The 25,884-nt window shown below is 63.5% G+C and carries 30 protein-coding genes and 1 tRNA gene; 17 read left to right on the top strand and 14 right to left on the bottom strand.

Annotated features, from left to right (window positions below; translation table 11 throughout):
• Positions 1-1,314 (bottom strand): histidinol dehydrogenase, encoded by a 1,314-nt coding sequence (gene hisD, locus VOI21_RS19070; protein WP_323771549.1) that lies wholly within the window; start codon positions 1,312-1,314, stop codon positions 1-3.
• Between the two features lie 65 nt (positions 1,315-1,379).
• On the opposite strand from hisD, the gene VOI21_RS19075 reads away from it, so the two are divergent.
• Positions 1,380-2,345, top strand: a complete 966-nt coding sequence (locus VOI21_RS19075; RefSeq protein ID WP_323771550.1) for a LysR family transcriptional regulator — start codon at positions 1,380-1,382, stop codon at positions 2,343-2,345.
• A gap of 213 nt (positions 2,346-2,558) precedes the next feature.
• Here VOI21_RS19075 and VOI21_RS19080 read toward each other — a convergent pair whose 3' ends face one another.
• From VOI21_RS19080 to VOI21_RS19090, 3 genes are read right to left on the bottom strand one after another with little or no spacing between them, the layout of a single operon-like run.
• Positions 2,559-3,326: an alpha/beta fold hydrolase gene (locus tag VOI21_RS19080; protein WP_323771551.1), complete on the bottom strand. Its 768-nt coding sequence runs from the start codon at positions 3,324-3,326 to the stop codon at positions 2,559-2,561.
• A gap of 48 nt (positions 3,327-3,374) precedes the next feature.
• Entirely contained in the window at positions 3,375-4,094 is a 720-nt protein-coding gene (locus VOI21_RS19085; protein WP_323771552.1) for an NUDIX hydrolase, read from the bottom strand.
• Between the two features lie 21 nt (positions 4,095-4,115).
• Entirely contained in the window at positions 4,116-4,505 is a 390-nt protein-coding gene (locus VOI21_RS19090) for a DUF983 domain-containing protein (RefSeq protein WP_323771553.1), read from the bottom strand.
• Positions 4,506-4,721: 216 nt separating this feature from the next.
• Here VOI21_RS19090 and VOI21_RS19095 point away from each other — a divergent pair, with 216 nt between their 5' ends.
• From VOI21_RS19095 to VOI21_RS19110, 4 genes are all read left to right on the top strand, one after another.
• Complete coding sequence (locus VOI21_RS19095; protein ID WP_323771554.1) at positions 4,722-5,306, top strand: EF-hand domain-containing protein; 585 nt, start codon at positions 4,722-4,724, stop codon at positions 5,304-5,306.
• 84 nt (positions 5,307-5,390) lie between these two features.
• Positions 5,391-5,978, top strand: a complete 588-nt coding sequence (locus VOI21_RS19100) for an RNA polymerase sigma factor (RefSeq protein WP_323771716.1) — start codon at positions 5,391-5,393, stop codon at positions 5,976-5,978.
• Positions 5,971-6,372: a hypothetical protein gene (locus VOI21_RS19105; protein WP_323771555.1), complete on the top strand. Its 402-nt coding sequence runs from the start codon at positions 5,971-5,973 to the stop codon at positions 6,370-6,372. Before VOI21_RS19100 ends, VOI21_RS19105 begins: the two co-directional genes overlap by 8 nt.
• A gap of 3 nt (positions 6,373-6,375) precedes the next feature.
• Entirely contained in the window at positions 6,376-6,900 is a 525-nt protein-coding gene (locus VOI21_RS19110) for a periplasmic heavy metal sensor (protein ID WP_323771556.1), read from the top strand.
• A gap of 103 nt (positions 6,901-7,003) precedes the next feature.
• Here VOI21_RS19110 and VOI21_RS19115 read toward each other — a convergent pair whose 3' ends face one another.
• Positions 7,004-8,437: a diguanylate cyclase gene (locus VOI21_RS19115; protein WP_323771557.1), complete on the bottom strand. Its 1,434-nt coding sequence runs from the start codon at positions 8,435-8,437 to the stop codon at positions 7,004-7,006.
• 110 nt (positions 8,438-8,547) lie between these two features.
• Here VOI21_RS19115 and VOI21_RS19120 point away from each other — a divergent pair, with 110 nt between their 5' ends.
• The 6 genes from VOI21_RS19120 (at position 8,548) to VOI21_RS19145 (ending at position 13,055) form a co-directional block, all read left to right on the top strand.
• A complete protein-coding gene (locus VOI21_RS19120; RefSeq protein WP_323771558.1) occupies positions 8,548-8,832 on the top strand; it encodes a DUF3572 domain-containing protein in 285 nt (94 codons plus the stop codon).
• Positions 8,829-9,536 carry an HAD family hydrolase gene (locus tag VOI21_RS19125; protein WP_323771559.1) on the top strand — a complete coding sequence of 236 codons (708 nt, stop codon included), beginning with the start codon at positions 8,829-8,831 and terminating at the stop codon, positions 9,534-9,536. The genes VOI21_RS19120 and VOI21_RS19125 overlap by 4 nt, the downstream gene beginning before the upstream one ends.
• An 83-nt stretch (positions 9,537-9,619) precedes the next feature.
• The gene (locus tag VOI21_RS19130; protein ID WP_323771560.1) at positions 9,620-11,194 is read left to right on the top strand and encodes a trimethylamine methyltransferase family protein; all 1,575 of its coding nucleotides are present in this window, start codon (positions 9,620-9,622) and stop codon (positions 11,192-11,194) included.
• 128 nt (positions 11,195-11,322) lie between these two features.
• Positions 11,323-11,925 (top strand): heme NO-binding domain-containing protein, encoded by a 603-nt coding sequence (locus VOI21_RS19135; RefSeq protein ID WP_323771717.1) that lies wholly within the window; start codon positions 11,323-11,325, stop codon positions 11,923-11,925.
• The gene (locus VOI21_RS19140; protein WP_323771561.1) at positions 11,922-12,920 is read left to right on the top strand and encodes a GGDEF domain-containing protein; all 999 of its coding nucleotides are present in this window, start codon (positions 11,922-11,924) and stop codon (positions 12,918-12,920) included. Before VOI21_RS19135 ends, VOI21_RS19140 begins: the two co-directional genes overlap by 4 nt.
• A 60-nt stretch (positions 12,921-12,980) precedes the next feature.
• Positions 12,981-13,055: transfer RNA gene (locus tag VOI21_RS19145), tRNA-Gln, on the top strand.
• Between the two features lie 592 nt (positions 13,056-13,647).
• Here the strand turns inward: VOI21_RS19145 and VOI21_RS19150 are convergent.
• The 7 genes from VOI21_RS19150 to VOI21_RS19180 all read right to left on the bottom strand — a co-directional run bounded on the left by VOI21_RS19150 (position 13,648) and on the right by VOI21_RS19180 (position 18,546).
• Positions 13,648-14,130: a YHS domain-containing (seleno)protein gene (locus VOI21_RS19150; protein WP_323771562.1), complete on the bottom strand. Its 483-nt coding sequence runs from the start codon at positions 14,128-14,130 to the stop codon at positions 13,648-13,650.
• 54 nt (positions 14,131-14,184) lie between these two features.
• Positions 14,185-15,033: a cysteine hydrolase gene (locus VOI21_RS19155; protein ID WP_323771563.1), complete on the bottom strand. Its 849-nt coding sequence runs from the start codon at positions 15,031-15,033 to the stop codon at positions 14,185-14,187.
• 178 nt (positions 15,034-15,211) lie between these two features.
• Positions 15,212-15,481, bottom strand: coding sequence for a hypothetical protein (locus VOI21_RS19160; RefSeq protein WP_323771564.1), 270 nt, complete (start codon positions 15,479-15,481; stop codon positions 15,212-15,214).
• A 192-nt stretch (positions 15,482-15,673) separates the two neighbouring features.
• Complete coding sequence (locus tag VOI21_RS19165) at positions 15,674-16,768, bottom strand: AraC family transcriptional regulator (protein ID WP_323771565.1); 1,095 nt, start codon at positions 16,766-16,768, stop codon at positions 15,674-15,676.
• Positions 16,769-16,839: 71 nt separating this feature from the next.
• Positions 16,840-17,436, bottom strand: a complete 597-nt coding sequence (locus VOI21_RS19170; RefSeq protein WP_323771566.1) for a pyridoxamine 5'-phosphate oxidase family protein — start codon at positions 17,434-17,436, stop codon at positions 16,840-16,842.
• Positions 17,437-17,448: 12 nt separating this feature from the next.
• The gene (locus VOI21_RS19175; RefSeq protein WP_323771567.1) at positions 17,449-17,913 is read right to left on the bottom strand and encodes a nuclear transport factor 2 family protein; all 465 of its coding nucleotides are present in this window, start codon (positions 17,911-17,913) and stop codon (positions 17,449-17,451) included.
• A gap of 84 nt (positions 17,914-17,997) precedes the next feature.
• Positions 17,998-18,546, bottom strand: a complete 549-nt coding sequence (locus VOI21_RS19180) for a peroxidase-related enzyme (RefSeq protein WP_323771568.1) — start codon at positions 18,544-18,546, stop codon at positions 17,998-18,000.
• A 185-nt stretch (positions 18,547-18,731) separates the two neighbouring features.
• On the opposite strand from VOI21_RS19180, the gene VOI21_RS19185 reads away from it, so the two are divergent.
• Positions 18,732-19,325, top strand: coding sequence for a TetR/AcrR family transcriptional regulator (locus tag VOI21_RS19185; RefSeq protein WP_323771569.1), 594 nt, complete (start codon positions 18,732-18,734; stop codon positions 19,323-19,325).
• A 92-nt stretch (positions 19,326-19,417) separates the two neighbouring features.
• Here VOI21_RS19185 and VOI21_RS19190 read toward each other — a convergent pair whose 3' ends face one another.
• Positions 19,418-20,263, bottom strand: coding sequence for a PhzF family phenazine biosynthesis protein (locus VOI21_RS19190; protein WP_323771570.1), 846 nt, complete (start codon positions 20,261-20,263; stop codon positions 19,418-19,420).
• Between the two features lie 315 nt (positions 20,264-20,578).
• Complete coding sequence (locus VOI21_RS19195; protein WP_323771571.1) at positions 20,579-21,208, bottom strand: FCD domain-containing protein; 630 nt, start codon at positions 21,206-21,208, stop codon at positions 20,579-20,581.
• 299 nt (positions 21,209-21,507) lie between these two features.
• Here VOI21_RS19195 and VOI21_RS19200 point away from each other — a divergent pair, with 299 nt between their 5' ends.
• The 5 genes from VOI21_RS19200 to VOI21_RS19220 all read left to right on the top strand — a co-directional run bounded on the left by VOI21_RS19200 (position 21,508) and on the right by VOI21_RS19220 (position 25,860).
• On the top strand, positions 21,508-22,287 hold the full coding sequence (locus tag VOI21_RS19200) for a fumarylacetoacetate hydrolase family protein (RefSeq protein ID WP_323771572.1): 780 nt from the start codon (positions 21,508-21,510) through the stop codon (positions 22,285-22,287).
• 130 nt (positions 22,288-22,417) lie between these two features.
• The gene (locus VOI21_RS19205) at positions 22,418-23,323 is read left to right on the top strand and encodes a VOC family protein (RefSeq protein ID WP_323771573.1); all 906 of its coding nucleotides are present in this window, start codon (positions 22,418-22,420) and stop codon (positions 23,321-23,323) included.
• Positions 23,324-23,344: 21 nt separating this feature from the next.
• The gene (locus VOI21_RS19210) at positions 23,345-23,902 is read left to right on the top strand and encodes an NADPH-dependent FMN reductase (protein WP_323771574.1); all 558 of its coding nucleotides are present in this window, start codon (positions 23,345-23,347) and stop codon (positions 23,900-23,902) included.
• A gap of 39 nt (positions 23,903-23,941) precedes the next feature.
• Complete coding sequence (locus tag VOI21_RS19215) at positions 23,942-24,829, top strand: alpha/beta hydrolase (RefSeq protein WP_323771575.1); 888 nt, start codon at positions 23,942-23,944, stop codon at positions 24,827-24,829.
• Positions 24,826-25,860, top strand: a complete 1,035-nt coding sequence (locus tag VOI21_RS19220; RefSeq protein WP_323771576.1) for an Ldh family oxidoreductase — start codon at positions 24,826-24,828, stop codon at positions 25,858-25,860. The genes VOI21_RS19215 and VOI21_RS19220 overlap by 4 nt, the downstream gene beginning before the upstream one ends.
• The last annotated feature ends 24 nt before the right edge of the window (positions 25,861-25,884 follow it).

The raw sequence follows: 25,884 nt of genomic DNA on the forward strand, positions 1-25,884 counted from the left end.
TCAGCTTTCGTTGGCGACAAAGGCGCGCGGGGCGAGGGTGGCGAGGCGGGCCTCTGCCGTCAAGGCATGACCGGTCATGCCTTCGGCGCGGGAGATGACAGCGGTGGCGCGAGCGAGGGCGGGCAATGCCTCGGGTGTGGCGCGTTGCCAAGTGACGGTTTTCAAGAACTTGTGGACCGACAGCCCGCCAGTGTAACGCGCCGCGCCGCCGGTGGGCAGCACGTGGTTGGGGCCGGAGGCCTTGTCGCCAAAGGCGACGGTGGTGTCGGCCCCCAGAAAGAGCGAGCCATAGGCGGTCAGGCGGTTTTGCCACCACGGCAGGTCTGCGCATTGAACGTGCAGGTGTTCGGGGGCGTAACGGTCGGATTCGGCGGCCATTTCCTCTCGGCTGTCGCAGAGGATGATTTCGCCCATCGCGTCCCAGGCGGATTTTGCGGTCGCCCCGTTTTCCGTGCCGAGGCGGGCGCAGGTGTCCGGCATCAGGTCGGCCACACGGCGGGCCAGCGGTTCGTGATCGGTGACCAGCCAGCAGGGCGATGTCGGCCCGTGTTCGGCCTGACCGGCAAGATCCAGCGCCACCAGCGCCGGGTCGGCGGTGGCATCGGCGAGGATCAGCACGTCGGTCGGGCCCGCGAACATGTCGATGCCAACGGGGCCAAACAACTGGCGCTTGGCCTCGGCCACATAGGCGTTGCCGGGACCGGCCAGTACGTCGGCGGGCGGGGTGCCGAACAGGCCATAGGCCATCGCGGCAACCCCCTGCACGCCGCCAAGGCAGAGGATGGTGTCGGCCCCGGCCAGATGCATGGTGTACAGCGTGGCCGGGTCGATGCCCTGCGCGGTTCCGTCCGGCGCGCGGCGCGGCGGGGCGCAGGCGGTGACATGTGGCACACCGGCGGCGCGGGCCGTCGCAATGGTCATCAACGCCGAGGCGATATGCGCGTAACGCCCGCCCGGCACGTAACAGCCCGCCGCGCCGACCGGCAGGCTTTTCTGCCCGGCCATCAGGCCCGGTTGCAACTCGATCTCGACATCGCGCAGCGAGGCGCGCTGCGCCTGTGCAAAGCGGCGAATGTTGTCATGCGCATAGTCGAGCGCCTGCTTCAGAGAGTCGGGCAGGTGATCGCCCGCAGCGCGCGCTGTTTCTGGTGGCACGATGATCTCGCCGGTCCAGTGGTCAAGCCGTTCGGCATAGTCGCGTGCCGCCTGTTCTCCGCCAGCTTTCAATCGGGCGAGCATGACTTGCACGGTGTCGGAAACATCGGCCTGCGCGGCGGGGGGCAGGCCGGGGGCGGATTTGATCAGGCGGGGCATGCGTTTTCCTTGACGTGGGGGGGTATCTTCACAAAAACGGAAACTGTGACTGCGGGGAGTCGGCGATGTTGATGAAGGGTGTGACGCTTCGGGGGCTTGAGGTCTTTGAGGCCTTGGCCGACAGCGGGTCGGTGGCCAAGGCGGCCGATGTGACCGGTCTCAGTCAGCCTGCGGTCAGCCAGCAGATGCGCAATCTGGAAAGCGCGCTGGGCGTCGATCTTGTGGACCACGGACGCCGCCCGATGCGGATGACCCCGGCGGGGCGCTCGTTCCTGCTGCGCACGCAGGCGGTGCTGCGGCAGTTGCGGCTGGCGCAGAATGAGCTGACGGTGATGGACCTGACGCATCTGTCGACGCTCAGCCTGGGCGTCATCGACGATTTCGACAACGACCTGACGCCGCGCCTTGTGACCATCCTTGCCGAAAGCATGACCCGCTGCCGGTTCAAGCTGATCACCGCCCCCAGCCATGAGATTTCGGCCGAGATCAAGGCGCGGCGCCTGCACCTTGCGATCGCTGCGAGCAGTGGTGAGGTGATCGATGGAATCGTGGAGTATCCTTTGGTACGAGATCCTTACATTCTGGTGTGCGCCAAGGGGGCGGTCGAGGCGGCGGGCGGCATCGACCCGATGGTGCAAAGCCTGCCGATCCTGCGCTATGACCGGGCGCAGATGATCGGCCGCCAGATCGAGGCGCATCTGGCGCGGCAAAAGCTGGAATTCGCCGAGCGGTTCGAAATTGGCGCGCATCTGTCGTTGATGACATTGGTGGCGCGCGGCATGGGCTGGGCGATCACCACGCCGCTGGGCTACATGCGGGCCGGGCGCTACCACGACCAGCTGGAGGCGCATCCGGTGCCGTTCAAACCCTTTTCGCGGACCATTTCGCTGTTTGCCGGGACCGACTGGGCCGACCGGGTGCCGCGCGACGTGGCGCGCACCATGCGGATGCTGGTGGCCGACATGGTCATCGCCCCCGCGCTGGCGCAGCTGCCTTGGCTGGAAGGCGATCTGAGGGTCATGGAAGGCTGATAGCGCACGCCCCGGGCGCGCCATCGCGTTTGTGGCGTGTCGCATGGGGCCAGAATGCCGTTGCGGCATCTTCTGTAAATGGGCAAGCGGCGGTTTTCGGAAGGAAAACCTGTAGTTTTGAAAATCCTGAATGAAGGGTGCCGCGAGAGCCACGCGCTGCCCATTTCGCCATGTGCCTGCCTGTGGCAGAGGCGCGGCGGGGTAAACCCCGCCCTACGCGGGGTCGACGTGATCGAGAAAGGCCCGCACCGATGCCTCGAATCCCCGAGGGTCATCGGCGTGCAGCCAGTGACCGGCCTTGGGCATCTTGGCATAGCGTGCCTTGGGGAACAGCGCGCGGATACGGTCGCGGTGTTCGGGCAGGACATAGTCCGACTGCCCGCCGGACAAAAAGAGCGTCGGCCCATCGTAGCTGCCGGTCACGTCGGGAAAGCCAAGGATCTTGGGCATCTCATCCGCCAGCGTGTCGAGGTTCAGCTTCCACCGTTTGTTTTGCAGGTCGAGCGACTGGGTAAAGAAGCTTTGCAGCGTCTTGTCGGGCACATGTTCGGCCAGTTGCGCCACTGCATCCGACCGCTTTTCGACGCGGGACAGGTCAACGGCGCGCATCGCCTCGATGAACTGGATCTGGCTGTGGGTATAGGCAACGGGCGCGATGTCGGCGACCAGCAGCGAGGCGATTTTCTCAGGGTGTTGGAGCGCGAGGGTCATCGACGCCTTGCCGCCCATCGAATGCCCCACCACATGCGCCCGCCCGCCGTGGGCGTCGATCAGATCGGCCAGATCGGCGGCAAGGTCGGGATAGCTGTGGGTATCGGTGCGCGGGCTGTCGCCGTGGTTGCGCATGTCCGGGGTCAGCACATGGCGGTGATCGGCCAGCCGCTTGGCGATCACGCCCCAGTTGCGACCAGAGCCATAGAGGCCGTGAACGATGATCAGGGGCGTGGGACCGGGGGTGCCATAGGAAATCGTGTTCAGCATGGCGGCGTCATACGACGCCCTGCCCGCAAGGGCCAGAGGTGAGCGCGCCTAGTCGTCGCGCATCTCGACCCCGCGCAGGCGCAGGAACAGGCTGGCCTCATCGTCGTTGCGGAAGAAAGGAACCGAGTCCGGCGGCGTCTGATCGGTGGCGCGGGCGGCGACCTCTGCCAGCACCACCTCGGTGATGAAGGGCAGGTCGTAGTGGCGGATTTCATCCACCGCGATCCATTGCAGATGAGACAGTTCATCCGCGGCACCGTGGAAATCATCGGGGTCGGAGGCCAGTTCATCCGCGTCGAGCAGAAAGAACCGCGCATCAAAGCGGCGCGGTCGGCCCGGCGGGGTGATCGCGCGAAAGATAAATTGCAGCGGTTCGGCAGAGGGGCGGTGGCCGGTGCCTGCAAATTCCAGCCAGTCGTTGGGGATTGTGCCGGGCCACGGGGCCGGAACCCCGAGGATCTGGCCGGTTTCCTCCCACAGTTCGCGCACTGCCGCGACGGCCAGCGCCTCTGCGATTTCGGTGCTGGCGTCCTCTGTCAGGCGGGCGGCGCAGAGCGGCGGCAGCGGGCGGGCCAGCGGAACGGCCGCGTCCTCTGCATCGACGGCACCGCCGGGAAAGACGAACTTGTTGGGCATAAAGGCCGCTTTGGCCCCACGCTGCCCCATCAGGACGCGCGGACGCGTCGCCCGGTCGCGCAGCACCACCACGGTGGCGGCGTCGCGAATGGCGGTCTTGTCGATGGGTTTCACTGTGCTCTGGTCTGTCATCGGCCCGGTCATGTCGCCCCCTCAGTTATGGGGGGCGAATCCGTGCATCCCGCGGACCCACTGGAAAGCCACGATCGCCCCTTTCAATCGGGGCAGAAGATAGAGCGAGAGCGCGACGCAGCCAACGGCAAAGATCGTGAACAGCACAAGCGGGTCCGGGCGGAATGTGGTGAAGACCACCAGCAGCAAGGGCGCCATCAGGTGCCCGACGATCAGGATCGTCAGATAGGCCGGCCCGTCGTCGGCGCGGTGATGGTGCAGGTCCTCACGGCAGACCGGGCAGCTATCGCGCACGGTCAGATAGCCGCTGAGCATCTGACCGGTCCCGCAATTCGGGCATTTCCGACGCCAGCCGCGCCAAAGGGTTGGCCAGAACGTATCGGTGCCATTTTTGTCCTGAGTTTTGTCCATGCTCGACCTCGCGTTTGGCCTCGTAAGATGGCCCTCCAAGCGGGGTGCCGGTAGGGTGCAAAACGTCCTTGCGTCCGGATGTCACAGATCACGGGCGCGTGAGTGTTCGTGAGGATTTATTTTCGACGGAAGCGCCGCGATGGCCCGTGATAGCCTGCAGAGACGCCCGAGGAATGGCGGCTCGGAACACCGAGACAACCTCTGGAAGGACAAGACATGAAGAAATCTGCACTTATGGTCACCGGCGCTCTGGTCGTCGTGATGGGCACCGCAGGTATCGCATCGGCGCATGGCAAAGGCTACGGCGACCGTGGTCCGCGCGGCGCGGGCATGGAAGAGATGTTCGAGCAGATCGACGCCGACAAGGATGGCAAGATCACCAAGGACGAGATGGAGGCCTTCAGGACTGCGCGTTTTGAGGCGGTCGATACCGATGGCGACGGCAAGCTGTCTCAGGATGAGATGAGTGCCGCCCGCGATGCACGGCGCGTGGAGCGCATGAAGACCATGGTCGAGCGTCTGGACACCGACGGCGACGGTCTGCTGAGCGCCGATGAGCTGGCTGCCGGTGGCCCCAAGCGCGGCCCCGAAGCGATGTTCGACCGGCTTGACGCCGACAAGGACGGCGCGCTGACGATGGAAGAAATGCAGCAGGCGCGCGGCAAGATGCGCGACGGCGGCAAGCACCGTTTCGGCGGAAAACGCGGTGAGCATGGCCACCGTGGCGATCGGGGCGATCATGGTGGCCGGGGTCATGGCTTCCCGTTCTTCGGTGGCCCCGACATGTCGGACGACGGCTGAAACTGACAGCCGGGCGGCGGGGTCCGCCGCCCGGACCGTTGCATGCAGGACCAGACCGGGATAGCGCGTAACGATGGATGGGACATGCCCTTTGAAGCCATGAGCGCGGATGCGGACGAGGATCTGCTGGCGGCCTACGCGGCCGGAGACGCCGGAGCGGCGCGGACGCTGACGCAGCGGTTGACGCCGCGTGTCTTTGGCCATGCCATGCGGATGCTGGGCGGTGACCGGGCCGAGGCTGAGGACGTGGCGCAAGAGGCGCTGCTGCGGCTGTGGCGCGCGGCACCGGGCTGGCGCATGGGCGAGGCCAAGGTCACGACCTGGCTGTACCGGGTGACGGCGAACCTGTGTATCGACCGCATCCGGCGGCGGCGCGGCGGGCCGGATCTCGACTCGGTGCCGGAGCCTGTGGACGGGGCGCCTTCGGCGGCGATGGGGATGCAACAGCAGGCCCGCGCCGAGGCGCTGCAACTGGCGCTGGACGCGTTGCCCGACCGACAGCGTCAGGCGGTGATCCTGCGGCACATCGAGGGACTGGCAAATCCCGAGATCGCCGAGATCATGGACATCGGGCCACGCGCGGTCGAAAGTCTGGTGGCGCGGGGCAAGCGGGCATTGGAAGCGGCGCTGATCGGGCGGCGCGATGAACTGGGATACGAAGACGATGACTGAGCGCAAGGATACCAAGGGCGATCTGTTTCAGACCGGGACCGACGGGGCCGGGCTGGACTCGTTTTTTGCCGCAGCGCGGGCAGAGCCTCCGCAGCCCGGAGGCGATTTCCTTGCCCGGATCGAGGCGCAGGCGCTGGCCGAGCAACCGGCGGCGCGCGCCGATGCACCGGCTGTGGCGGGGCTGCGGCCGGCCGGTGTTTTGCGTCAACTGCGCGAGGCGCTGGGCGGTTGGGCCGGAATGGCCGGGCTGGCCACGGCCTGTGCGGCAGGGATCTGGATCGGGGTGAGCCCGCCGGACGGGCTGACGGTGTTCTGGGGCGGCGATGCGGCCGCGCTGGGGACCATCGGGGTCGATCCGCTGAGCAGCTTTGACCTTGCGCTGATGGAAGGGTGATGGATGTCCGCTGAGGTGGAAAAGAAGGGCAAACCGGGGCGCTGGCTGCGCGTTGTGCTGTTTGTGTCCCTCGCGCTTAACCTCGCTGTGGTCGGGGCGGTTGGCGGGATGGTCCTCAACGGGCCACCGGTGCCGCGCACCGACCGGAGCGATCCGGCGCTGCCCTATACGCGGGCCTTCGATGAGGACCAGCGGCGCGAGCTGCGGCAGGCGTTGTGGCGGTCGGTCCGGCGCGACGGCAAGGCGATGCGGGCGGCCTATCTGGCGGATTATCAGCGGGCGTTGGCCTTGCTGCGCGATGAACCTTTCGATCCGGTGGCGCTGGATGCCTTGCTGCAGGATCAGGGCAAGCGCGCGGTCGATGTGCGGGTGCGCGGGCAAGAAGTCCTGATGACGTTCCTGTCAGAGATGTCGGTGGATGAGCGGCGCGCCTATGCCAACCGGCTGGAGCAGGAACTGGAAAAGATGCGCCATCGTGGAGGGCGCGACAGGTCGCGCGACGACGGCAAGGACGGGCACCGCGACTGACGGGCACCTGGATTGACGGGCACGGCGGCTGACAGCCACGGCGGCTGACAGCCACGGCGGCTGACGGCAAGGACCGGCCCAGCAGTGCGGACCGCAGCGATGGTTAGGTGAGCCGGGCGCGGCGCGCAGAGGTGTCCGAAACCGCGCTTTTGGGCGCAGTCAACAGGCGCACCGTATCGGCCATGACCACGGTGTTGCGCCCCTTGTGCTTGGCCGCATAAAGCGCCTCATCCGCACGGGCGACAAGGTCAAGCGGTCCGGTATCGCCACCGGCCCGGCCAATGGCCACACCAATCGACAGCGTCACGGTGATCCGCTTGCCATTGGGCAGGGAAACCGGTTGCCGCGCCATGATCCGGCACAGGCGTTCCGCAGTGCGCTTGGCGGCATTGCGGTCGGCATCGGGCATGGCGACAAGGAACTCCTCACCGCCCCAGCGCGAGATCAGGTCGGCGGCGCGCAGGTTGTCCTTGAGCCGCTGGGCGAGGGTGACCAGCACGGCGTCGCCCGCCGCATGGCCGTGATCGTCGTTGACCTGCTTGAAGAAATCGAGATCGGCCAGCAGCAACGCATAGGGGCGTTTCTGCAAAGCGGCGCGTTCGGCCAGACGCGAAACATGTGGCACGGCGTAGCGGCGGTTATAAAGCCCGGTGAGCGGATCGCAGACAGCCGCGCGCAGGCCGTCGCGCATATTTGCGCGCAGCCGGTCGTTGGTCCGCTTGCGGTCGATCTGCTTGCGCAGGCGGATGGCCAGTTCGTCAAGGTCCAGACCCGAGCTGAGCAGGTCATTTGCCCCCATATCCAGCGCGCTGGCGGCCTCACGTTGCTGGTGCGGTTGCGCGATGTAGATCAGCGCGGAATGGCGGGTGTCGCGGCTGGCGCGCAGTTGCGGCAGCAGGCTCAGCGCCTCGCCGGTGCTGCCCGGCGGTTCGACCACGATGACCACATCGGGCGCACGCGCAAGCTCACGCAGGGCATCCTCGGGGTCGATGACCTCGACCCGATCGGAAATCCGCGCCTCAAGCCCGTCTTTCAGAGCGCGGGTTTCGGGCAGGCGGGGGGGCGAGACCAGTCGGACCAGCCCCGGCGCGATGAAATCGGCCCCCTGTTCGGCAAGACCAAGCGCGCGGCGGGTGTCGTCGCGCAGTTGAAGTTCGGCCTCGGCGTCGCGGGCGCGCAGCAGCGACCGCAGTCGCGCCAGCATCACAAGATCGTTAACGGGCCGGGTCAGCACATCATCCGCGCCAGCCGCCAGAGACGCGAGCCGTTCGCCCGGATCGTCCTCACGATGCAGGATGACAACGGGGATTCGCAGCCCGCCTTTCTGGTCCTGGATCGTGGCACACAGCTCTCTGCCCGTCATGTCGGGCAGGTCTGTCGCGGTGATGACAAGATCGGGCGCCGTCCGGCGCAGCAATGACAGGGCCGCTTGGCCGCTATCTGCCTGAACAACCTCATAATATGCAGCGGAAAGTTTGACACGCAGGATGATCCGGTTGGTGGGAACCGAGTCGACGATCAGTATTCTTCCGGTCATATCGCACCCCCCACATAGGTGGCCTGACGGCTGCCCGCCGTACTTGCACTTTCCTGTTTGCTCAGCTTTGATGAATATTGGTTAAGAAACCCTTTCGGAAAGATTTCAAAATGCAGCTGTCGCGGGAAGCCGCCGAAACCGTGGGCCTGCAGGCCGTTGCCTGGGTGGCGGGCAATGACGAATTGCTGCCGGTCTTCCTTGGCGCGACAGGCGCGTCAGAGGCCGATTTCCGCGACGGGCTGCAAGACCCCAGCTTTCAGGGGTCGGTGCTGGACTTCCTGCTTATGGACGATGTCTGGGTAATGGCTTTCTGTACGGATCTGGGGCTGAAGCCCGAAGAGCCGATGGCCGCACGCATGGTGTTGCCCGGCGGAGAAATGGTGCACTGGACATGAGTGCAGCACAGATCGAGGCCGTCCTGTTCGATAAGGACGGCACCTTGTTCGACTTTGCCGCCACATGGAACACCTTTGCCGCCCGACTGATCGAGCGGCTGGCCGAAGGCGAAGAGCTGCGCCGGCACGGATTGGCGCGGGCGCTGAAGTTCGACCTTGGCGCTGGCGGTTTCCTGCCTGACAGCCCGGTGATCGCCGGGACCAACCGCGAAGTGGCGGCCCTGATCGCGCCCGTCCTCCCGGGGCGGAGCATCGATGACCTCGAAGCGCTGATTGTGGCCGAGGCAGAGAGCGCCCCGCTGAGCGAGGCCGTGGCACTGGTGCCGTACCTTGCGGGTTTGGCCGCGCGCGGGCTGACCCTTGGCGTGATGACCAACGACAGCGAGTCCGTAGCGCGGGCGCATCTGCGCGCGGCGGGTATCGAAGGGATGTTCGATTTTGTCGCCGGGGCGGACAGCGGGCACGGCGCGAAACCTTCGCCGCAGCCGTTGCTGGCCTTTGCCGCCGCCACGGGGCACGCACCGGACCGGGTGATCATGGTGGGTGACAGCCTACACGATCTGGTGGCCGGGCGCGCGGCGGGCATGTGGACGGCGGGCGTGTTGACCGGACTGGCCGGGGCCGACGCATTGGCCCCGATGGCGGACGTGGTTTTGCCTGATATCGGGCATCTGCCGGGATGGCTTGCGCGGGCCGGTATCTGAAAGCGACAAAAACGGTCGGTAACGCGAAGGCGTATTCGCCTGCGGCGCGGTGAGATAGGTCTGACCTGCCACGGAGAGTCGTTATGCCGGACGCCGCTGATCCCATCGTAGAACCCCACAAACGTCGCCGCGCCGGAGGCCGCTCTGGCAACAAGCGCCGGGGCGGTCCGGTCATCGATCAGATGCCGTGGCGTCTGCCGGTCAATATCGACCGCCCGACAGAGCCGCTGACCGAAGAGGGCGTTGTGCGGCTGGACAACGCCTGCATGCGCATCCTCGAAGAGATCGGGATCGAGTTCCTGCACCCCGAGGCGGTCGAGATCCTGCGCCAAGCGGGCTGTACCGTGAACGGCGAAAACGTCCGCATGGGGCGCGATTTTGTCCGCGAGATGGTGGCCAAGGCTCCGTCGACCTTTACTCTGACGCCGCGCAACCCGGACCGGACGCTGAAAATCGGCGGCAACACCATCCTGTTCGGCAACGTGTCGTCACCGCCGAACTACTATGACCTTGAGATTGGCAAGAAGGTGTCGGGCACGCGCGAACAATGCGCCAACCTGCTGAAGCTGACGCAGTATTTCAACTGTATCCACTTCGCGGGCGGTTACCCGGTAGAGCCCTGCGATGTGCATGCCAGCGTGCGGCATCTGGATGTGCTGTTCGACAAGCTGACGCTGAGCGACAAGGTCATGCACGCCTATAGCCTTGGCAAAGAGCGGGTCGAGGACGTGATGGAGATGGTGCGCATCGCGGGCGGCCTCACCCACGAGGAATTCGACGCCACGCCGCGGATGTACACCAACATCAACTCGACCTCGCCTCTGAAGCACGACTATCCGATGATGGACGGCTGGATGCGGATGGCGCGGCGGGGTCAGGGGCTGGTGGTGACGCCCTTTACGCTTGCGGGGGCGATGGCCCCGGTGACGATGGCCGGTGCGGTGGCGCAGTCGCTGGCCGAGGGGCTGGCGGCGGTGGTGCTGGCGCAGGTGATCAATCCGGGTGTGCCCTGCGTGATCGGCACGTTCACCTCAAACGTCGACATGAAGACCGGCGCGCCTGCCTTTGGCACGCCCGAGTATATGCGCGCGACCCAGATGACCGGCCAGATGGCGCGGTTCTACGATCTGCCCATGCGGTCCTCCGGTGTGTGTGCCGCCAACGTGCCGGATGGGCAGGCGATGTGGGAAACCGAACATTCGCTTTGGGCGGCGATCCAGTCGGGCACGAACATGGTCTATCACGCGGCGGGCTGGCTGGAGGGCGGGCTGATTGCGTCTCCTGAAAAGTTCATCATGGACTGCGAGGTGTTGCAGCAATTGCAGCGCTACATGGAGCCGGAAATCTGTGATGTCTCGGACGATGCGCTGGCGGTCGATACCATCCGCGAAGTCGGCCCCAATGGGCATTTCTTCGGGGTCCAGCACACGCAGGACCGTTATGAGACGGCGTTTTACCAGCCCTTCCTGTCGGACTGGAAGAACTTTGAGGGCTGGGAAGCGGCGGGTGGCGTGTGGACGCCGGAACGCGCGCATCTGGTGTTCAAGCGGATCATCGAAGAATTCGAGGCGCCCCCGATGGATGCGGGCATCCGCGAAGAGCTGGAGTCATTTGTGGCCAGACGAAAGTCCGAAGGCGGCGCGCCGACGGATTTCTAAGAGACCAGCGCCCCTGAGGGTTATGAAACCGTCGGGGCGCGCGGATCAAAACACGCTCAATTGTTCCTGTTTGCCGATTCTTAATCGCTCCTCTCCATGCTCTCGGCAAGGTGTTGAGGTGTGGAATGATGCACGGGTTGATCCTGCGAACCTTTCAGGTTTTCATTGAGGATACGTATGGCCCAATGACTTGGGCCGAAATCGCAGCCGGTGCTGGCCTCGACCTGCCTGGCTTTGAGGCGATGCTGAACTATCCCCCGGAAACCTATAGCGCGCTTATTGAGGCGGCTGAACGGATTCTGGACAAACCGGCAGAGGCGATATGGGAAGATGTCGGCACCTATCTGGTGTCGCATCCCAACAGTGAGGGACTGCGCCGTTTGCTGCGGTTCGGCGGGGTCGATTTCATCGAGTTCCTGCATTCGCTGGATGACCTGCCAGATCGCACACGGCTTGCAGTTGCGGATCTGACCCTGCCGGAACTGGAACTGACCGACAGCGGCAACAACCAGTTTACCCTGCGGGTTGGCGACGGGCTGCCGGGGTTTGGCTATGTCATGATCGGGGTGCTGCGCGCCATGGCCGACGACTATGGCGCGCTTGCGCTGCTGGACACCGAAGGCGGCCACCGGGCTGAGCAATACCTGATGATCACGGTGATCGAAACCGCCTATGCCGAGGGCCGGGAGTTCGAACTGGCCATCAGCACCGGGGGAGGCAGCGAAGGATGAGCAGGCTACCCGAGGAAATCCTGCATCTGATCTGCCCGATGCACCTTGTTCTTGAACCGACGGGGCATATCCGGCAGGCAGGACCGACCCTGCACAAGATCAGCCCCGAGCGTATCGAAGGGGCGCGTTTCCTTGAGATTTTCGAGGTGTTCCGTCCGCGCGCCGTGGCAAGCATGGAGCAACTCCTGCAAACCGAAGGCCGCAAGATCCGTTTGCGTTTGCGCGGTGGCGTGCGCACCCCGCTTTATGGTGTGCTGGTGTCGGACGGGCAGGGCGGGGCAATTATCAACCTGTCCTTTGGCATCCATGTGTTGAGCGCGGTGCGCGACTATGCGCTGACCAGTTCGGATTTCGCACCGACCGATCTGGCGATAGAGATGTTGTATCTGGTCGAGGCAAAATCGGCTGCGATGGATGCCTCGCGCAGTCTCAACACCCGGCTGCAGGGGGCGATGGTCGCCGCCGAACAGCGCGCTTTCACCGATACACTGACCGGTCTGGGCAATCGCCGCGCGCTGGACGCGGTGCTGGAACGGCTCAAGCGGGGAGGCAGCCCGTTCTCCCTCATGCACATCGATCTTGATCATTTCAAACAGGTCAACGACACGCTGGGCCATGCCGCCGGCGATCAGGTTCTGCGCCATGTGGCGCGCGTCATGACAGATGTGGTCCGGCAGGATGACATCGCGGTGCGCGTTGGCGGAGACGAATTCATGATCATTTTCGGAAGGCTTGACGTGCCCGACAGGCTGTCGGAAATCGCCGGTCGCCTGATCCGTCGCATTGAGGAACCGGTGACATATGACGGCCAGACCTGTCAGGTTTCGGCCAGCATCGGAATCGCCGTGGCGGAGGGGGCCATCGACGACCCGGCAGAACTGGTGGAGCAGGCAGACATGGCGCTCTACGCCTCAAAACGCGCTGGTCGTGCGCAATATCGCTTCTTTGCCGGAACACCGGAGGAAGACAATCCGGCAAAGGTGGCGAGCAAGTGAAATTCCTGCAAAAATGGTCTTGATCCCAGTGATCGCGCATCGTATGTGACGCGCCACGGTTGGGGTGTAGCCAAGTGGTAAGGCAACTGTTTTTGGTACAGTGTACCGTAGGTTCGAATCCTACCACCCCAGCCAGTTTTTCCTGACATACCGTGGTGATGCGCTTTCTGGCCCTCTGGTCGGAGGAATGCCCCCGGAAATGCCCCACCTTTTGCCCCTCCCTTCTTCGCTGCCGACAAGGCACCTCTGCTGGTCAGTCGTGCCGTTGTGGGGGGCTTGTGAGTGGGGAAGCTAAGGAGGGGGCCAGACAAGAGGTATTAGTAATGGATAAAGAAAGTAACACCTGAAGACAGCCTGATGGCAGTGCTATTAAGATTATGAAATTAAAATAGATACTTAAATGATTTCTGCTGCTTCTCATGAAGTGCTTAGTTGGAGTTCACCTGACACAGCACAAGAGATACTATGCCCCTGATAATGAACCAACAGCACTCCCGCCCGATCGACGTTCATCGCTGGTCTGACCACCCTGAAGTAAAGCAACTTGTGGAGGAGGTGTGGGAGGACTGGTTGTCAGAAGCGTTTACGGCCCTGGTGGTCTTGCTGCGGTTTGGTGATCTGAAGCTGACGGGGGGCTTACCGATGGTCTCCGACAGACCCGGGGCGATTCAGAGCTGCCGGGCCGCGCGCGGAGCTGCGCGGCCCGGCTGGGGTCACCGTAGACCGGTCAGAGATCGCCGACCGGGGTCGCCATGATGCCCGGCCACTTGGCGAACGCACCGTCAATGATCGTGGTGCGGTCTTCGAGATACTTCTCAAAGATCGACTGGTTCACGAAGAGGTAGAGCTTGCCGTCGACGATGTCCGCATAGCGCACGTCGCCGTCCAGCTTCTTGCCCGCGTAGACGCCGAAGGCGCAAAAGCCGCCGAACTGGGGCAACATGGCTGCCGGGTCCGCGTCGAAGGCGGCCTTGGTCTCGGCGGTGGCGAAGTAGTAGTCCACCCCGTCGTGTTCCGAGGTGAATGTCGCATCACCAATCCGGGGCGCATCAGCCTCGAACATCGAAACAGGGTCGAAACCATGCATACCCAAAGGGTGGCCGGTGAGCGTCAGCCCGTTGTTTACGTTGTATTCGTCAGCGGCAAAGGCAGCCGGGGCGAGCGAGATCAGGGCTGCGGACAGCGCGGCGGTGAGAGTCAGTTTTGTCATGTGTCTGGTCCTTCGTTTTCGAGTTGGTTTCAGGGAGTGGGTGTGCTGCGCCGCTTACGCGCCGCGAGCGATGCGGGTCACAGCGTCGTCTGTCCACCAGACGCCGTTGGCAACCATTCGGAAATTGATGATGGCGGCGAGATATCCATCGCCCTCGGGCACCTTGGCCCCCGCGGTGGCGTCCCGCACCACGGCAACCTCAAAGCCCAGTTCCAGCAGTTCGTAGAGATGGGCTTGGGTGCAGAGATTTGCCGACATGCCGGCCAAGATCACCTTGTCGATGCCGCGCTTGCGCAGTTGCAGGTTCAGGTCGTTCTGTGCCGGGCTGTAGACCTTGTGCGGCGAGCAAATGACGGTCTCGCCGTCCTCAATGTACTTTTTGTACTGCGGCATCCAGTCTGCGCCTGAGCCTTTGAAATCGGTCAGGTCGAGCGGTCCGGGCCGGTCGAACATGCCGATCGCGTGCATGGTCTTTTCCAGCGTGCCCTCGAATTTCCATTCGTGGTCGTGCGGATAGTAGTAATGCGGCGAGATGAAGACCGGCATCCCCGCGGATTTGGCGGCGGCGAAGAGGCGCTCGATATTGTCGACTGTGCCCTGTTCGGTCACGCTTTCGCCGACGACGCCCCAGGTGACGCCATCCTTGGACAGAAAGTCGATCTGCGGATCGGTCACGACCAAAGCGGTGCGGCCGGGAGCAATTTCCATGTCGATCTGTGGCAGGCCTGGGTTTGCGGGGTCCGCATACAGCGCGCGGGCCTCTGGCGTGGCGGCGCTGGCCGAAGTGCCGGCAACCGCTGCGACGCCGCTGGCGGCGGCACCCGCCAGCAAGCGGCGGCGGGCCATGTCGACGTGCTGCGGCGTGACGTTGCAACCGCAATTTTCGTGGTCGTCGTGTTTCATCATGTCTCTCCTTGATGAAGGTTGGATTGGGGGGGACAGCGCCGAGGCGCTGACAGGTCGGCGTGAAATCTCCGTGTCGCATGGCTTCGCCAGTCGCGGACGCTGGAGCGCCGCGGGAACGGGGGCTTCGCTTGCCTGGGTTTGCCCGTGCCGCCGTTGGGGCCGCGCGGGAATGGGGTCAGTCCGGGATGGGCTGCGGCAGGACACAGGTGCAGACGGGCGGCAGCTTCAGGCCGCGCGCACCGCTGAAGGGGACAGGGTCAAGGTCATCGCCGTGCACGGCGCGCACCGGATAAATCCGGTCTGTAGCGTCGCCGTTTTGTGCCGCGATCCCGGTGCCATCGGTGTCTGCTGTCCCGGCGTAGGCGGGGGGCGACATGATGATCAGCGTCGCAAGTGCGCCGGCGGTCAGCGCACCGGCGACAGCCGAGACTACCAGTGACGCCATATCCTGCGCGCCACGGCTGCTGAGCGCAGGTCTGCGTGAAAAAAGGCGATGGCGGCGGGGGGCAGGATTGTCGTGACGCGGGCGGCGGGGCGATAGGGAGCGTTCCATGATAAGGGCCTTTCGGTTTCGGAGTGCGGCGGGCATGCACTGGGGAGACGATCTGAGGACGTGCCTCGTTCTGATGTCTCCAGATTAGACGCCTACCGTACGGACCGTATCGGCCCCGCCTGCCAGCCTTTGGGCCGCACCCGCCATGACCACCGAGCGGGAGGTAATCTGGCGATCAGAAACGCTGTTGCGATACTGCGCCGGGGCCTGACCGACCCAGCGCTTGAAGGCGCGACCAAAGTTGCTCTGCTCGGCAAAGCCGGTCAGGAAGGCGATTTCGGCGATGCTACAATCGCCGCGTTCCAGCAGATCGCGCGCAAGGCGGATCTGCACGTCGCGCACCACGTCGCGGTAGGTCGTGCCTTCCTCGGCAAGGCGGCGAAAGAAGGTCCGCTCGCTCATGCCCATTTCGCGCGAAAGGGTCGCGGCCTGCGGCACGCCGGTGCTGAGTGCGCTGGACAGGCGGCGGAACAGGTCGGCCCTCAACGGTGGTTCTCCTGAGGCAACGTCCAGTTCTCGATCCAGATGACAGGTCAGAAAGTCAGAGATTGCCGCGTCGCCGATGCGGTTGGGCAGGTCGAGTGCCCGGGCGGGTATCGCGATGGCATCGCGAGCGGCGTTAAAGATCACCGGGCACCCGAAATGTTCCGCATAGCGCGCGGGATCGTCCGGACAGGTGTGGCGGAAGGTTACGTATTCCAGCGCCAGATCACCGCGCACGAAGGCCCGCATGTTGCGGACGATGGCGGCCAGAGCGCATTCATTGCGCAGAGTAAGGGCGGCGTGATCGGGGGTGCAACTCTCGATGACCAGCGACGCCAGGCCGCCATCTTTGTCCAGCCAATAGGCTGCCGTATCGGTCAGAAGGCGAAAATACAGCTCCAGCCGCGCCAATGAGGCACCCAGAGTCGGGGCGCTTTTCAAGGCAAGCCCCAGCACCCCAAGGTCATCGGTGTCGATCACGTCGGCGTATGCAGCGATCAGCGCCATTCGGTCGGGATGGCGCGACTCGATCAAGTCGATAAAGCCGAAATGGCTCTGGTCGTCGATATGGTCCCCGGTGAGCGGTGGCAGTTGGTGGATGACTTTGGAGCCCGAGAGGACTTGCCCCTCTGGCGTCAGAGTCAAATCGGCGGCGGTAGCAATGGCGTGGACAAAGGCAACGGTGACGGTGGGCATGGCAGGCTCCCTATCGATGCGGCGGAATTAGAAACGCTGCCCTCAAATACTCGGGGCGGCGCGAGAGAGTTTCAGGTGCAGGCAAAACGCATTTGTTCGAGCTCTGCGATGCGTGTGCGCAAGCGGTCGATTTCTCCGCCGTGTTCGGCATCCGTGCGGCGCACCGGAATGTGCTGCGGGCAATTCCAGTCGAAGGCGGCGACTCGGATGACGATCGCGCGCTCGGCTATTGGGCCATCGGTTGTGTTCAGATAGGCGATGACCTTTGGATCCTCGGTGATCCGCGCATGACCCAGCAGTTTGAGCCGCCGACGCTGCGCGAAGTCGATGGCAAGGATCGAAACCCGGTCGTTGTCCTGCAGGTTGCCGGCGCTAATGTACTGCCTGTTGCCGCGATAGTCGGCATAGGCGACGGTCTGCGGGTCGATCACCTTTAGAAACCCCGGCGTCCCGCCGCGAAACTGGACATAGGGCCAGCCGCTTTCGCTGACTGTTGCCTGAAAGATGCCATCGCGGGCCCGGAGAATGTCGGCCTCACGCTCTGTCAGGTGGGCACCGTCCTGCCGCTCGTCCGACAGGACGCGCGCGTAGATGTCTGCCGACCCATGGCGGGCCTGCTCGGCGCGCACGGCGGGGGTGAAGGCGATATTTGCATAGGCATTGGACATCATCTTGCCTCCCTACAGGCCCAGTTCGGTCAGGCCGGGATGGTTGTCAGGCCGACGTCCTTGCGGCCAGCGCATCAGCCGTTCGCTCTCGCTGATCGGCAGGTCGTTAATCGAGGCAATGCGCCGCTGCATCCGCCCGTCCGGCGCGAATTCCCAGTTCTCGTTGCCATAAGCGCGAAACCACGAACCGCTGTCGTCGCGGTATTCGTAGGCAAAGCGCACGGCGATGCGATTGCCGTCATGCGACCAGAGTTCCTTGATCAGCCGGTAATCGTGTTCGCGGGCCCATTTGCGGGTGAGGAAATCGACGATGCGGTCGCGCCCGGAAAAGCGCTCTGCCCGGTTGCGCCATTGGCTGTCAGGCGTATAGGCCAGCGCGACCTTTTCTGGCTGGCGGCTGTTCCATGCATCTTCGGCCATGCGGACCTTTTGCGCTGCGGTGTCGGCGGTAAAGGGGGGGATTGGCGGGCGGCTCATCTGCGGCTCCTTGGGAAAGGTGGGCGCCCCGGCGGGCAGAGATTGACAGGGAGGAAGCCGGGACGCCCTGGGGGGACCTGGGGATCAGGCGGCGTCCGTGGTCACGACCGGGAAGTCGATCGGGGTGCCAAGCGCCTCGTTGAGGTAGTTGGTCAAAGTGTTGAGCGCGACATGGGCCACGATCTCGACAATTTGGGCATCGCTGTAACCGGCCAATTTCACGGCGGCGACTTCGGTTTCGGTGACGTTGCCACGCGCCTTGACCAGAGCCACGGCGAAACGCACGGCGGCCTCGGCCTTGGGATCGGTAGAGCCGCCGCGCCGGTTGGCCGCGATCTCTGCATCGTCAAGTTTGGCGATGTTCTTACCGATGTAGCTGTGCGCTGACAGGCAGTAGTCGCAGCCGTTTACCTGCGCGACGGCCAGCGCGATGCGCTCACGCGTGGCGGCGGGCAGTTCACCTTTCGACAGGGCGCCGCTCAGTTCCAGATATCCACCCAATGCGGCGGGGCTGTTTGCGGTGATGCGGAACAGGTTCGGGACCGAACCGAGCTGCGTCTTGACCGCCTCAAGCAGCGGGCGGGCCGCTGCGGGGGAGTCTTCGATGGAAGCGGGAAGGGGGATGCGTGTCATGGTCTCTCTCGTGTCTGTTTGGTTAGCGACGCAGTCTTGCGCCTCCCTATAGAACAGACAGGTCTGTCTATTTGTCAAACCCCTTCACTCGAGTGTGATGTTCGTTTGATGTCCGGTTTCCATTGAATTCTGCACGCAATAGGAAGACAAGTATACAGAACTGTCTGATAACTGGAGAAAACCCTTTGAAGTCGCGCCGAGATGATCTTGTCGAAACCGCCTTGAAGCTATTTTACCTGCACGGCTTCAACGCCACCGGGATCGACCGGATTCTGGCCGAATCGGGGGTGGCGAAGATGACGCTCTACAAGCATTTTCGCTCTAAGGACGAGTTGATCCTCGCTGCGCTGCAGCTGCGTGACGAACGCTTTCGCAACTGGCTGATGACCGAGATGGAAAAGGCTTCGGCCGATCCAAAAGAACGCCTGCTAGCGATGTTTGACGCGCTGGAGACATGGTTTCAGGGAAAGGCGTTCAAGGATCTGCGTTTCTCGGGCTGCGCCTTCATCAATGCCGCGAGCGAGTTCGGGGATCACGACCACCCGGCGCATCGCATTGCGTCTGAGCACAAGCGGCGGATCGTGGATTACCTTGAAAAAACTTGCCGCGAAGCGGGGCTGTCGCAGCCAGAGCGGGTCGCAGAACATCTGGCCCTGCTCAAGGAGGGTGCGATCGCCACCGCGCATGTCAGAAACATGCCCGAGGCCGCGCTATTGGCACAGGACATGGCCCGCGCCGTGGTCGACGCCGCGCGTCAGGGGGCGAGCGAAGCCACCTAGCCCGCACGCTCCATCCTGCGCATTTTGCGCATGGCCCGACTTAGGGGCGATGCAGGAACATCCAGCAATCGAGGGGCTGGTCCGCTGGATCGTCAGATGACCCGGGTCGATCCTGAAACACGGATGCCTTCGCCGGGGGTAGTGCCGATCTCGGCACGCAGGAGTGACATTGCGCCCATGTCCTGACCTTGTACGATATCGATCGCGCCGTCATGGGGCCAGTCGATGTCGCGCAAATATCCTGCTAGCGCAGCCGCGGCGGCTCCGGTAGCGGGGTCTTCGAGAACTCCGCCCACGGCAAAGGCGTTCCGGCTGTGGAACTTTTGCGGCGTTTCGGCCCAGACCAGATTGATCGTGGTCAGTCCGTGGTCCCGCATCAACCGTGCGCCCTCCTCAAGGTCATAGTCCATCCGTGCAAGTGTGGACCGTTTCTCAAGAGCGAGGATCAAGTGATCGTTCCCCGCATGCGCAAGAGATGGCGGCAAGGCGGGGTTCAGGTCGGTCAGCGCAAAACCGAAAAGATCCAGCGCACTCTGAACGAGTGTTGGATCCGCAATGGCACTACGCGTCGGAGGCGAGACCAGGGTTGCACGGGTCCCTCCGCCGTTACGGGTGGCTTCGACGGTGATGCGCCCCGCATTGATGTCGAGGGGGTAGGCGCCCTCGCCGTTGCGGTCTGCCAATACGCTGCCCAGCGCGACGGTGGCGTGACCGCAAAAGGCGACCTCTGCCACTGGCGAGAAATAGCGCACGCGCCAGCCATCGCCTTGGGGCGCTGCAAACACGGTTTCAGAATAGCCGACATCGGCGGCGATGCGTTGCATTTCGGGATCGGAAGGCAGCGTATCGCTGACAACGACGCCAGCCGGATTGCCGCCGATAGAGCCATTTGAAAAGGCCGCAAGCCGCAGGATTTCGGTTTCGTTTCGGTTTTCCATTTCGATGGTCCTAAAAAATGTCGGTTGTGGCTCGAGTTTGGGCGACTTTGGGCTGGTCTTATCTCCGTGCTCTTCCAGAAATGGTTACTGAAAGATTGAATGCTGCCTGAAACAAAGAAAGAGATGTCAACCAGGGCGGCCAGACTCGCTTTGAGGGTGGGTGATGCGGTTAATGCCATGAGAACGCTGCGCAGGTATCGGCCACGCCTGCCAAATCATTGGCTGAAGCTGCCACGTGGACTTTGCGCAGTGATCCAAGGACCGGCAGGGGGGGGCTGCCTCCGCGCCGTGGCGACTGCGGAATGGGCTTGCGCGTCAGAGCAATTTGATCGCGCGCTCTGACGTGTCGCGGATGTGTTGCTCGATCAAATCTGCGGCGAGGTCCGCGTCGCGGGCAAGTGCCGCCGCCATGATTTCACGGTGTTCCTCAAATTTGCGACCGCCCAGACCCTTTGGGGCCCGTTTGGTGACAAAGCGATACCGGTCCAGTTGATCGAACATGATAGAGCGGAGCCGGAACAGCCAGCGTCCGGGGCAGGCGGCGACGATGGCTTCGTGGAAATCGCGGTGGCGTTCGACCCATTCGGAATGACGCTCCATCCGCCGCTCCCAGGGGAGCGCCTCTATCAGGCTCAGGCGGTGGTGCACGGCGACGATGTTGGCTTCCCAGTCCTCATCCCCGTGGGTGATGGCCTCGCGCACAGCGCGCTTTTCGAAGGTGATGAAGTGGTCCGTGATCTCAAGGAGCTCTTCGGCTGACACCGGCGACACCTTGAAGCCCTTCCCGGCCTCGACCGTCACAAAGCCTTCTGACGACAACTGCGACAGTGCTTCCCGAAGGGTGCCGATGCCGACATCGTAGCGCTTTGTCATATCCGCGAATTTCAGGCGGGTTTCCGGCTCGAAAATGCTGCTGATGATATCTGTCCGCAGGCGCGTGAGCACATCGCGTGATCCCGACGTTTCGGACCTGGGGGTCGGGGTGCTTGCCGGCTTCACAATGCCTGAGGTCACAGGTCACTCCATCATAGGTCATCCGTTGCGCTGGTGCCGCGCGCTGGCGTTCCAGAATGTCTCATAGCGGATCCCGGCACCAAGGGACACAGGAACGAAGTTTAAGGGTTCACGTGTCGAATTTTCAAGAGTAGAAAGATTTTCGAAAAAGAAAATAGTTGCGAATGAAGCTGTTGTCCTTTGTGCGAAACGGGAGGGCCTCGTGGGGGGCGGTTGCAGGGCAGGGGGTCGTGGATCTCGGTGTCCGGACAGATGGCCGGTTTCCTGATCTGAGGTCTTTCATCGCGGCTGGACTGCCGCAAGGCATTCTGGACGACGTGGATGAGGCGGAGTTCGGCTTTGACGATCTCCAACTGGCCCCGGTGATTCCGAACCCGGACAAGATCATCATGGCCGCGATCAATTACCGCGAGGACTCGACTGATCCCGACAAATTGCCCGCTTATCCGGTGCTGTTCCTGCGCCTTGCTTCGTCGCAGATTGCGCATGGAGACCAGTTGGTTCAGCCGCGGTCGTCGGAAAAGCTGGATTTCGAAGGTGAATTGGCGGTCATCATCGGCGAAGGGGGGCGGCATATCTCTGCGGAACGGGCGATGGACCACGTCGCTGGGTATTCGATCTACAACGACGGCAGTGTGCGTGACTGGCAGAAGCACAGCCACCAGTTCACGCCCGGAAAGAACTTTGTCGGCACCGGCGCTTTCGGGCCGTGGATGGTGCAGGCAGGCGACTTGCCCGACCCGCAGGAGGGTCTGTCGTTGGCGACCCGTGTCAATGGCATTGAAAAGCAGCGCACCGACACATCGCGGATGATCTTCGATATTCCCTACCTGATTTCCTACATCTCGACCTTTGCGCCGTTGGTCCCGGGCGACGTGATTGTCACCGGCACCTGCACCGGATTCGGCGCGACGCGGAGGCCGCCAGAATTCCTGACGCCCGGCGACACGGTGGAGGTGGAGATCGAGGGCATCGGCGTGCTGGCGAATACCGTGGCAGCGGAAGAATGAGGCTCGATTGGCACGAGAAGGCAAGGAAACGGAAATTCTTTTTCCATCAAAGCAAAATTTTCGAAAATATTTGTGATTGCTGAAAATGCGTGTTAGCAAATATCGAACGGCACAAAAGGGGGAGGGGCACATGGGCTATCTTGTGAACGCGATGGGGCACGTTCAGTTGAACGTGGTGGACGTTGACGCCCTGGTTCGCGAATCCTGCGATATCCTCGGCCTTCACGTGACGCGAGAGGAGACCGGCTGCGTCTGGCTGTCCTCAAATGGGCGCATGGCTGAACTGGTGCTGCACGAGGCGGGGGAGAACGCGATCCGGTCGTTGGGCTTTGAGGCGGTCTCCGAAGCGGCGGTGGCAGTGGCCGCGGGCAGGGTGGCCGATGCGGGCTGCACCTTGGTGTCGGAAGACCCCAGCCTTGATTGCTGCGTGGCGGGAATGCAATTCGTCACCCCACAGGGCCACACCTTCGAGCTGCACAGCCCGACCCGGACCGAGATCTACGGCAGTCGCCACCCGACGCACGGGATGGCACCGTTGCGGATCGACCATGTGAATATCACTTCGCCTGAACCAGCCGAAACACGCACCCAGATGGAGGCGATCATGGGAATGCGGCTGTCGGAACGGATGGTCGACGACGGGCTGAGCTGGATGCGGGGAGCGAACCGGCTGCACCACATTCTTGGCATCGTGCGCGGCGACACCGGCCTGCATCACTACTCTTGGGAGGTGGCGGAATTCTCGGACTACTGCCATCTGGGGGACAGGCTGGACACCATCGAAAAGAATTTCATCTGGGGACCGGGTCGCCACCGGCCCGGCGATAACACCTTTGCCTATTACATCGACGCCTGCGGCGCGATGGTCGAATGCGCGGGCAACATGGCGCTGATCAACGATGACGATCGCTATGAGCCCAACGTGATCACTGCGCTCAAGCGTCCTGACAACGTGCGCGTCATGAACGTCTGGGGAGAGCCCGCACCACTGCCGTGGCGCGAACATCGCTTTCCCTGGGCCGCGCCCGCAACCTGAAAACCGAAACGGAACCTGCCTGTGACAAAGCTAGGAATACTTGAGGGATCATTGCGGCGCGCGTCACTGTCGCGGGCTGCTGGCCGGGCTGCCTTGGGCCTTTTGCCTGATGGCATGGAGGCCGTCGCGCTGCCCAATCCCGGCACATTGCCGCTGTTCAATCAGGACGTGCTGGACGAGGGCATGCCGGACAGCGTCAGCGCCATGATCGACGCGGTCGAGTCCGTGGACGCAATCTTGATCGTGACGCCGGAATACAACTGGTCGATTCCGGGCGGATTGAAGAATGCCATCGACTGGCTGTCGCGCAAGACCCCGATGCCGTTGGCGGACAAGCCTGTAGCGATCTGGAGCGTTTCGCCCGGCCTGTTGGGTGGGGCCCGTGTCCACGAAGGGCTGCGTCATACGCTGCTGTCGCAAGGCATGATCATCATGGCCAAGCCCGAGGTCCAGATCGCGGGCGCCAAGGGCAAGCTGGATGTAGAGGCGGGGCATATCACCAATGCCGATTCCGAGACCTTTCTGCGCAACCACCTGACCAGCTTTGCCGAATTTTGCAACACATGGCGCCGCGCCTAGGCGCGGCCCCGATCAGTCCCGAAGACGAGGCGCACCCAAATGGAACACCCGCTTGCCTTCATGTCCGATGGCCTGAAGCTGTCCGGCGTCCTGCATGTGCCCGAGGGGCGCAAGCCCGGCCAGCGGCTGCCGACCTTCATCGTTCTTCATGGCTTTGTCGGGACCAAAGACAAATCCCATGTCGAACTGGTCGCGCGGATGATCGAGGAGATGGGCTATTGCGTCTTTCGCATCGACTTTCGCGGTTGCGGGCAGAGCGAAGGCGCGCGCGGCGAGGTGCGCTGTTTCGATCAGGTGGCCGATACCCGTAACGCGCTGACCTTTATTGCAGAGCGCGAAGAGGTCGACCCGGACCGCATTGGCGTGACCGGGCACAGCTTTGGCGCGGCGGTGGCGATCTTTACCGGCGGTGTCGATCTGCGGGTGGCCTGTGTCCTGTCGCTGTGCGGCTGGGGCGATGGAGAGCGCAAGTTCCGCGGCCAGCATCCGACACCCGAGGCCTGGGCCAAGTTCACCGGCATTCTGGAAGAGGGCCGCCGCCACCGCGCCGAAACCGGCGAAAGCATGTGGGTTTCACGCTTTGACGTTGTTCCGATCCCCGAAGAATTGCGCAAGAACCTGTCGCCTCATGCGCAGTTCGAGGTGCCTGTCGAAACAGCGATCAGCATGTATCACTTCAGGGCTGAGGATGTGGTGGCCGACATCGCCCCGCGCCCGTTGCTGCTGTTCCACACGGCAGGGGACGTGATCACGCCCATGGAGCAGTCGATCAGCCTGTTCGAAAAGGCAGGGGCGAATGCCGAGTTGATGATCCCCACTGGCATGTCGCATTTCCCGCTGTCCGACGAAGATGCGCCGCATACGCGCACGCTGATTGACGCGTGGCTGAAGAAGTTCTTTCCCACACCGCTCAGCGAGGACGCATGACGCGGTTTCGCCCTCAGGATCTGAAGGATTACGCCGCATCGCTTTTGCAGGCGGCAGGCTATGCGCCTGACCATGCAGAGCGCACGGCGGACATTCTGGTCTGGGCGAATGCGCGTGGCGCTGATTCCCATGGTGTCCTGCGCATCCCACGCTATGGCGAGATGGTGGAAAAGGGCATGATCGACCCGGTTGCCGTTCCGTCTGTCCTGTCCCAAGAGGGCGCTGTTGCCGTGGTCGAGGCCGCGCGCGCGCCGGGGCCGTCCGCGATGGTGGTGGCGATGGACACGGCGGTCGAGATCGCTGGACGGCAGGGCATTGGCTGGTGTTCGGCCCGCAACATCACGCATGCCGGGGCGGTCGGGTATTTCGCGCTGCGCGCAGCGCAGAAGGGCTATCTGGGGATTGTCATGACGGCCTCTGGCCCCCTGATGGCCTATCACGGGGCGCGGGTGGCGGGGTTGTCCACCAATCCGATCTCGATTGCTGTTCCCGGTGGGGCATGGCCGCTGCTGCTTGATATGTCCACGTCGACGGTGGCCTTGGGCAAGATCATGCATGCCAAGGACGCGGGCACCGCGATCCCCGCAGGTTGGGCCATCGACGCGGCGGGTGCGCCTGCGACCGATCCGGCGCAGGTCTCGACGTTGACACCGCTGGGCGGGCCAAAAGGGTCGGGGTTGTCGCTGATGATTGAGGTTCTGGCCAGCGTTCTGGTGTCGAATCCGGTGATCTCGAAGGTGCTGACAGGTGGCAAAGGCGCGATGAACGGGGCCGCTTTGGCCATCCGGATTGAGGCCTTCGCCGACCCGGTTGTTTTTGGCAAGCAGATTGCGGAACTGGCCAGCAACCTCAAGGCGTTGCCAAAAGCTCCCGGTACTGACGAGATACTGATGCCGGGCGAGCGGGGTTTCCGCCTTGCCGAAGAACGGCAAACGGCGGGCATCCCGATTGCGGCGGGTACGCTTACTCGGCTGGCCGCGATGGCCGACAGGTTCGGGATCGCGGTGCCGACTGCCATCGCGCCGCCCTGACGGCGCGCGTTCGGCAAGACCACG

Origin of the sequence: Antarctobacter sp. (assembly GCF_034670325.1) — a bacterium.
Taxonomy (GTDB): domain Bacteria; phylum Pseudomonadota; class Alphaproteobacteria; order Rhodobacterales; family Rhodobacteraceae; genus Antarctobacter.

Excerpts from the sequence above, each read along its gene's own strand:
- hisD (WP_323771549.1), bottom strand. The coding sequence starts at position 1,314 with ATGCCCCGCCTGATCAAATCCGCCCCCGGCCTGCCCCCCGCCGCGCAG.
- VOI21_RS19075 (WP_323771550.1), top strand. The coding sequence starts at position 1,380 with ATGTTGATGAAGGGTGTGACGCTTCGGGGGCTTGAGGTCTTTGAGGCC.
- VOI21_RS19080 (WP_323771551.1), bottom strand. The coding sequence starts at position 3,326 with ATGCTGAACACGATTTCCTATGGCACCCCCGGTCCCACGCCCCTGATC.
- VOI21_RS19085 (WP_323771552.1), bottom strand. The coding sequence starts at position 4,094 with ATGACAGACCAGAGCACAGTGAAACCCATCGACAAGACCGCCATTCGC.
- VOI21_RS19090 (WP_323771553.1), bottom strand. The coding sequence starts at position 4,505 with ATGGACAAAACTCAGGACAAAAATGGCACCGATACGTTCTGGCCAACC.
- VOI21_RS19095 (WP_323771554.1), top strand. The coding sequence starts at position 4,722 with ATGAAGAAATCTGCACTTATGGTCACCGGCGCTCTGGTCGTCGTGATG.
- VOI21_RS19100 (WP_323771716.1), top strand. The coding sequence starts at position 5,391 with ATGCCCTTTGAAGCCATGAGCGCGGATGCGGACGAGGATCTGCTGGCG.
- VOI21_RS19105 (WP_323771555.1), top strand. The coding sequence starts at position 5,971 with ATGACTGAGCGCAAGGATACCAAGGGCGATCTGTTTCAGACCGGGACC.
- VOI21_RS19110 (WP_323771556.1), top strand. The coding sequence starts at position 6,376 with ATGTCCGCTGAGGTGGAAAAGAAGGGCAAACCGGGGCGCTGGCTGCGC.
- VOI21_RS19115 (WP_323771557.1), bottom strand. The coding sequence starts at position 8,437 with ATGACCGGAAGAATACTGATCGTCGACTCGGTTCCCACCAACCGGATC.
- VOI21_RS19120 (WP_323771558.1), top strand. The coding sequence starts at position 8,548 with ATGCAGCTGTCGCGGGAAGCCGCCGAAACCGTGGGCCTGCAGGCCGTT.
- VOI21_RS19125 (WP_323771559.1), top strand. The coding sequence starts at position 8,829 with ATGAGTGCAGCACAGATCGAGGCCGTCCTGTTCGATAAGGACGGCACC.
- VOI21_RS19130 (WP_323771560.1), top strand. The coding sequence starts at position 9,620 with ATGCCGGACGCCGCTGATCCCATCGTAGAACCCCACAAACGTCGCCGC.
- VOI21_RS19135 (WP_323771717.1), top strand. The coding sequence starts at position 11,323 with ATGCACGGGTTGATCCTGCGAACCTTTCAGGTTTTCATTGAGGATACG.
- VOI21_RS19140 (WP_323771561.1), top strand. The coding sequence starts at position 11,922 with ATGAGCAGGCTACCCGAGGAAATCCTGCATCTGATCTGCCCGATGCAC.
- VOI21_RS19150 (WP_323771562.1), bottom strand. The coding sequence starts at position 14,130 with ATGACAAAACTGACTCTCACCGCCGCGCTGTCCGCAGCCCTGATCTCG.
- VOI21_RS19155 (WP_323771563.1), bottom strand. The coding sequence starts at position 15,033 with ATGAAACACGACGACCACGAAAATTGCGGTTGCAACGTCACGCCGCAG.
- VOI21_RS19160 (WP_323771564.1), bottom strand. The coding sequence starts at position 15,481 with ATGGCGTCACTGGTAGTCTCGGCTGTCGCCGGTGCGCTGACCGCCGGC.
- VOI21_RS19165 (WP_323771565.1), bottom strand. The coding sequence starts at position 16,768 with ATGCCCACCGTCACCGTTGCCTTTGTCCACGCCATTGCTACCGCCGCC.
- VOI21_RS19170 (WP_323771566.1), bottom strand. The coding sequence starts at position 17,436 with ATGTCCAATGCCTATGCAAATATCGCCTTCACCCCCGCCGTGCGCGCC.
- VOI21_RS19175 (WP_323771567.1), bottom strand. The coding sequence starts at position 17,913 with ATGAGCCGCCCGCCAATCCCCCCCTTTACCGCCGACACCGCAGCGCAA.
- VOI21_RS19180 (WP_323771568.1), bottom strand. The coding sequence starts at position 18,546 with ATGACACGCATCCCCCTTCCCGCTTCCATCGAAGACTCCCCCGCAGCG.
- VOI21_RS19190 (WP_323771570.1), bottom strand. The coding sequence starts at position 20,263 with ATGGAAAACCGAAACGAAACCGAAATCCTGCGGCTTGCGGCCTTTTCA.
- VOI21_RS19205 (WP_323771573.1), top strand. The coding sequence starts at position 22,418 with ATGGGCTATCTTGTGAACGCGATGGGGCACGTTCAGTTGAACGTGGTG.
- VOI21_RS19215 (WP_323771575.1), top strand. The coding sequence starts at position 23,942 with ATGGAACACCCGCTTGCCTTCATGTCCGATGGCCTGAAGCTGTCCGGC.
- VOI21_RS19220 (WP_323771576.1), top strand. The coding sequence starts at position 24,826 with ATGACGCGGTTTCGCCCTCAGGATCTGAAGGATTACGCCGCATCGCTT.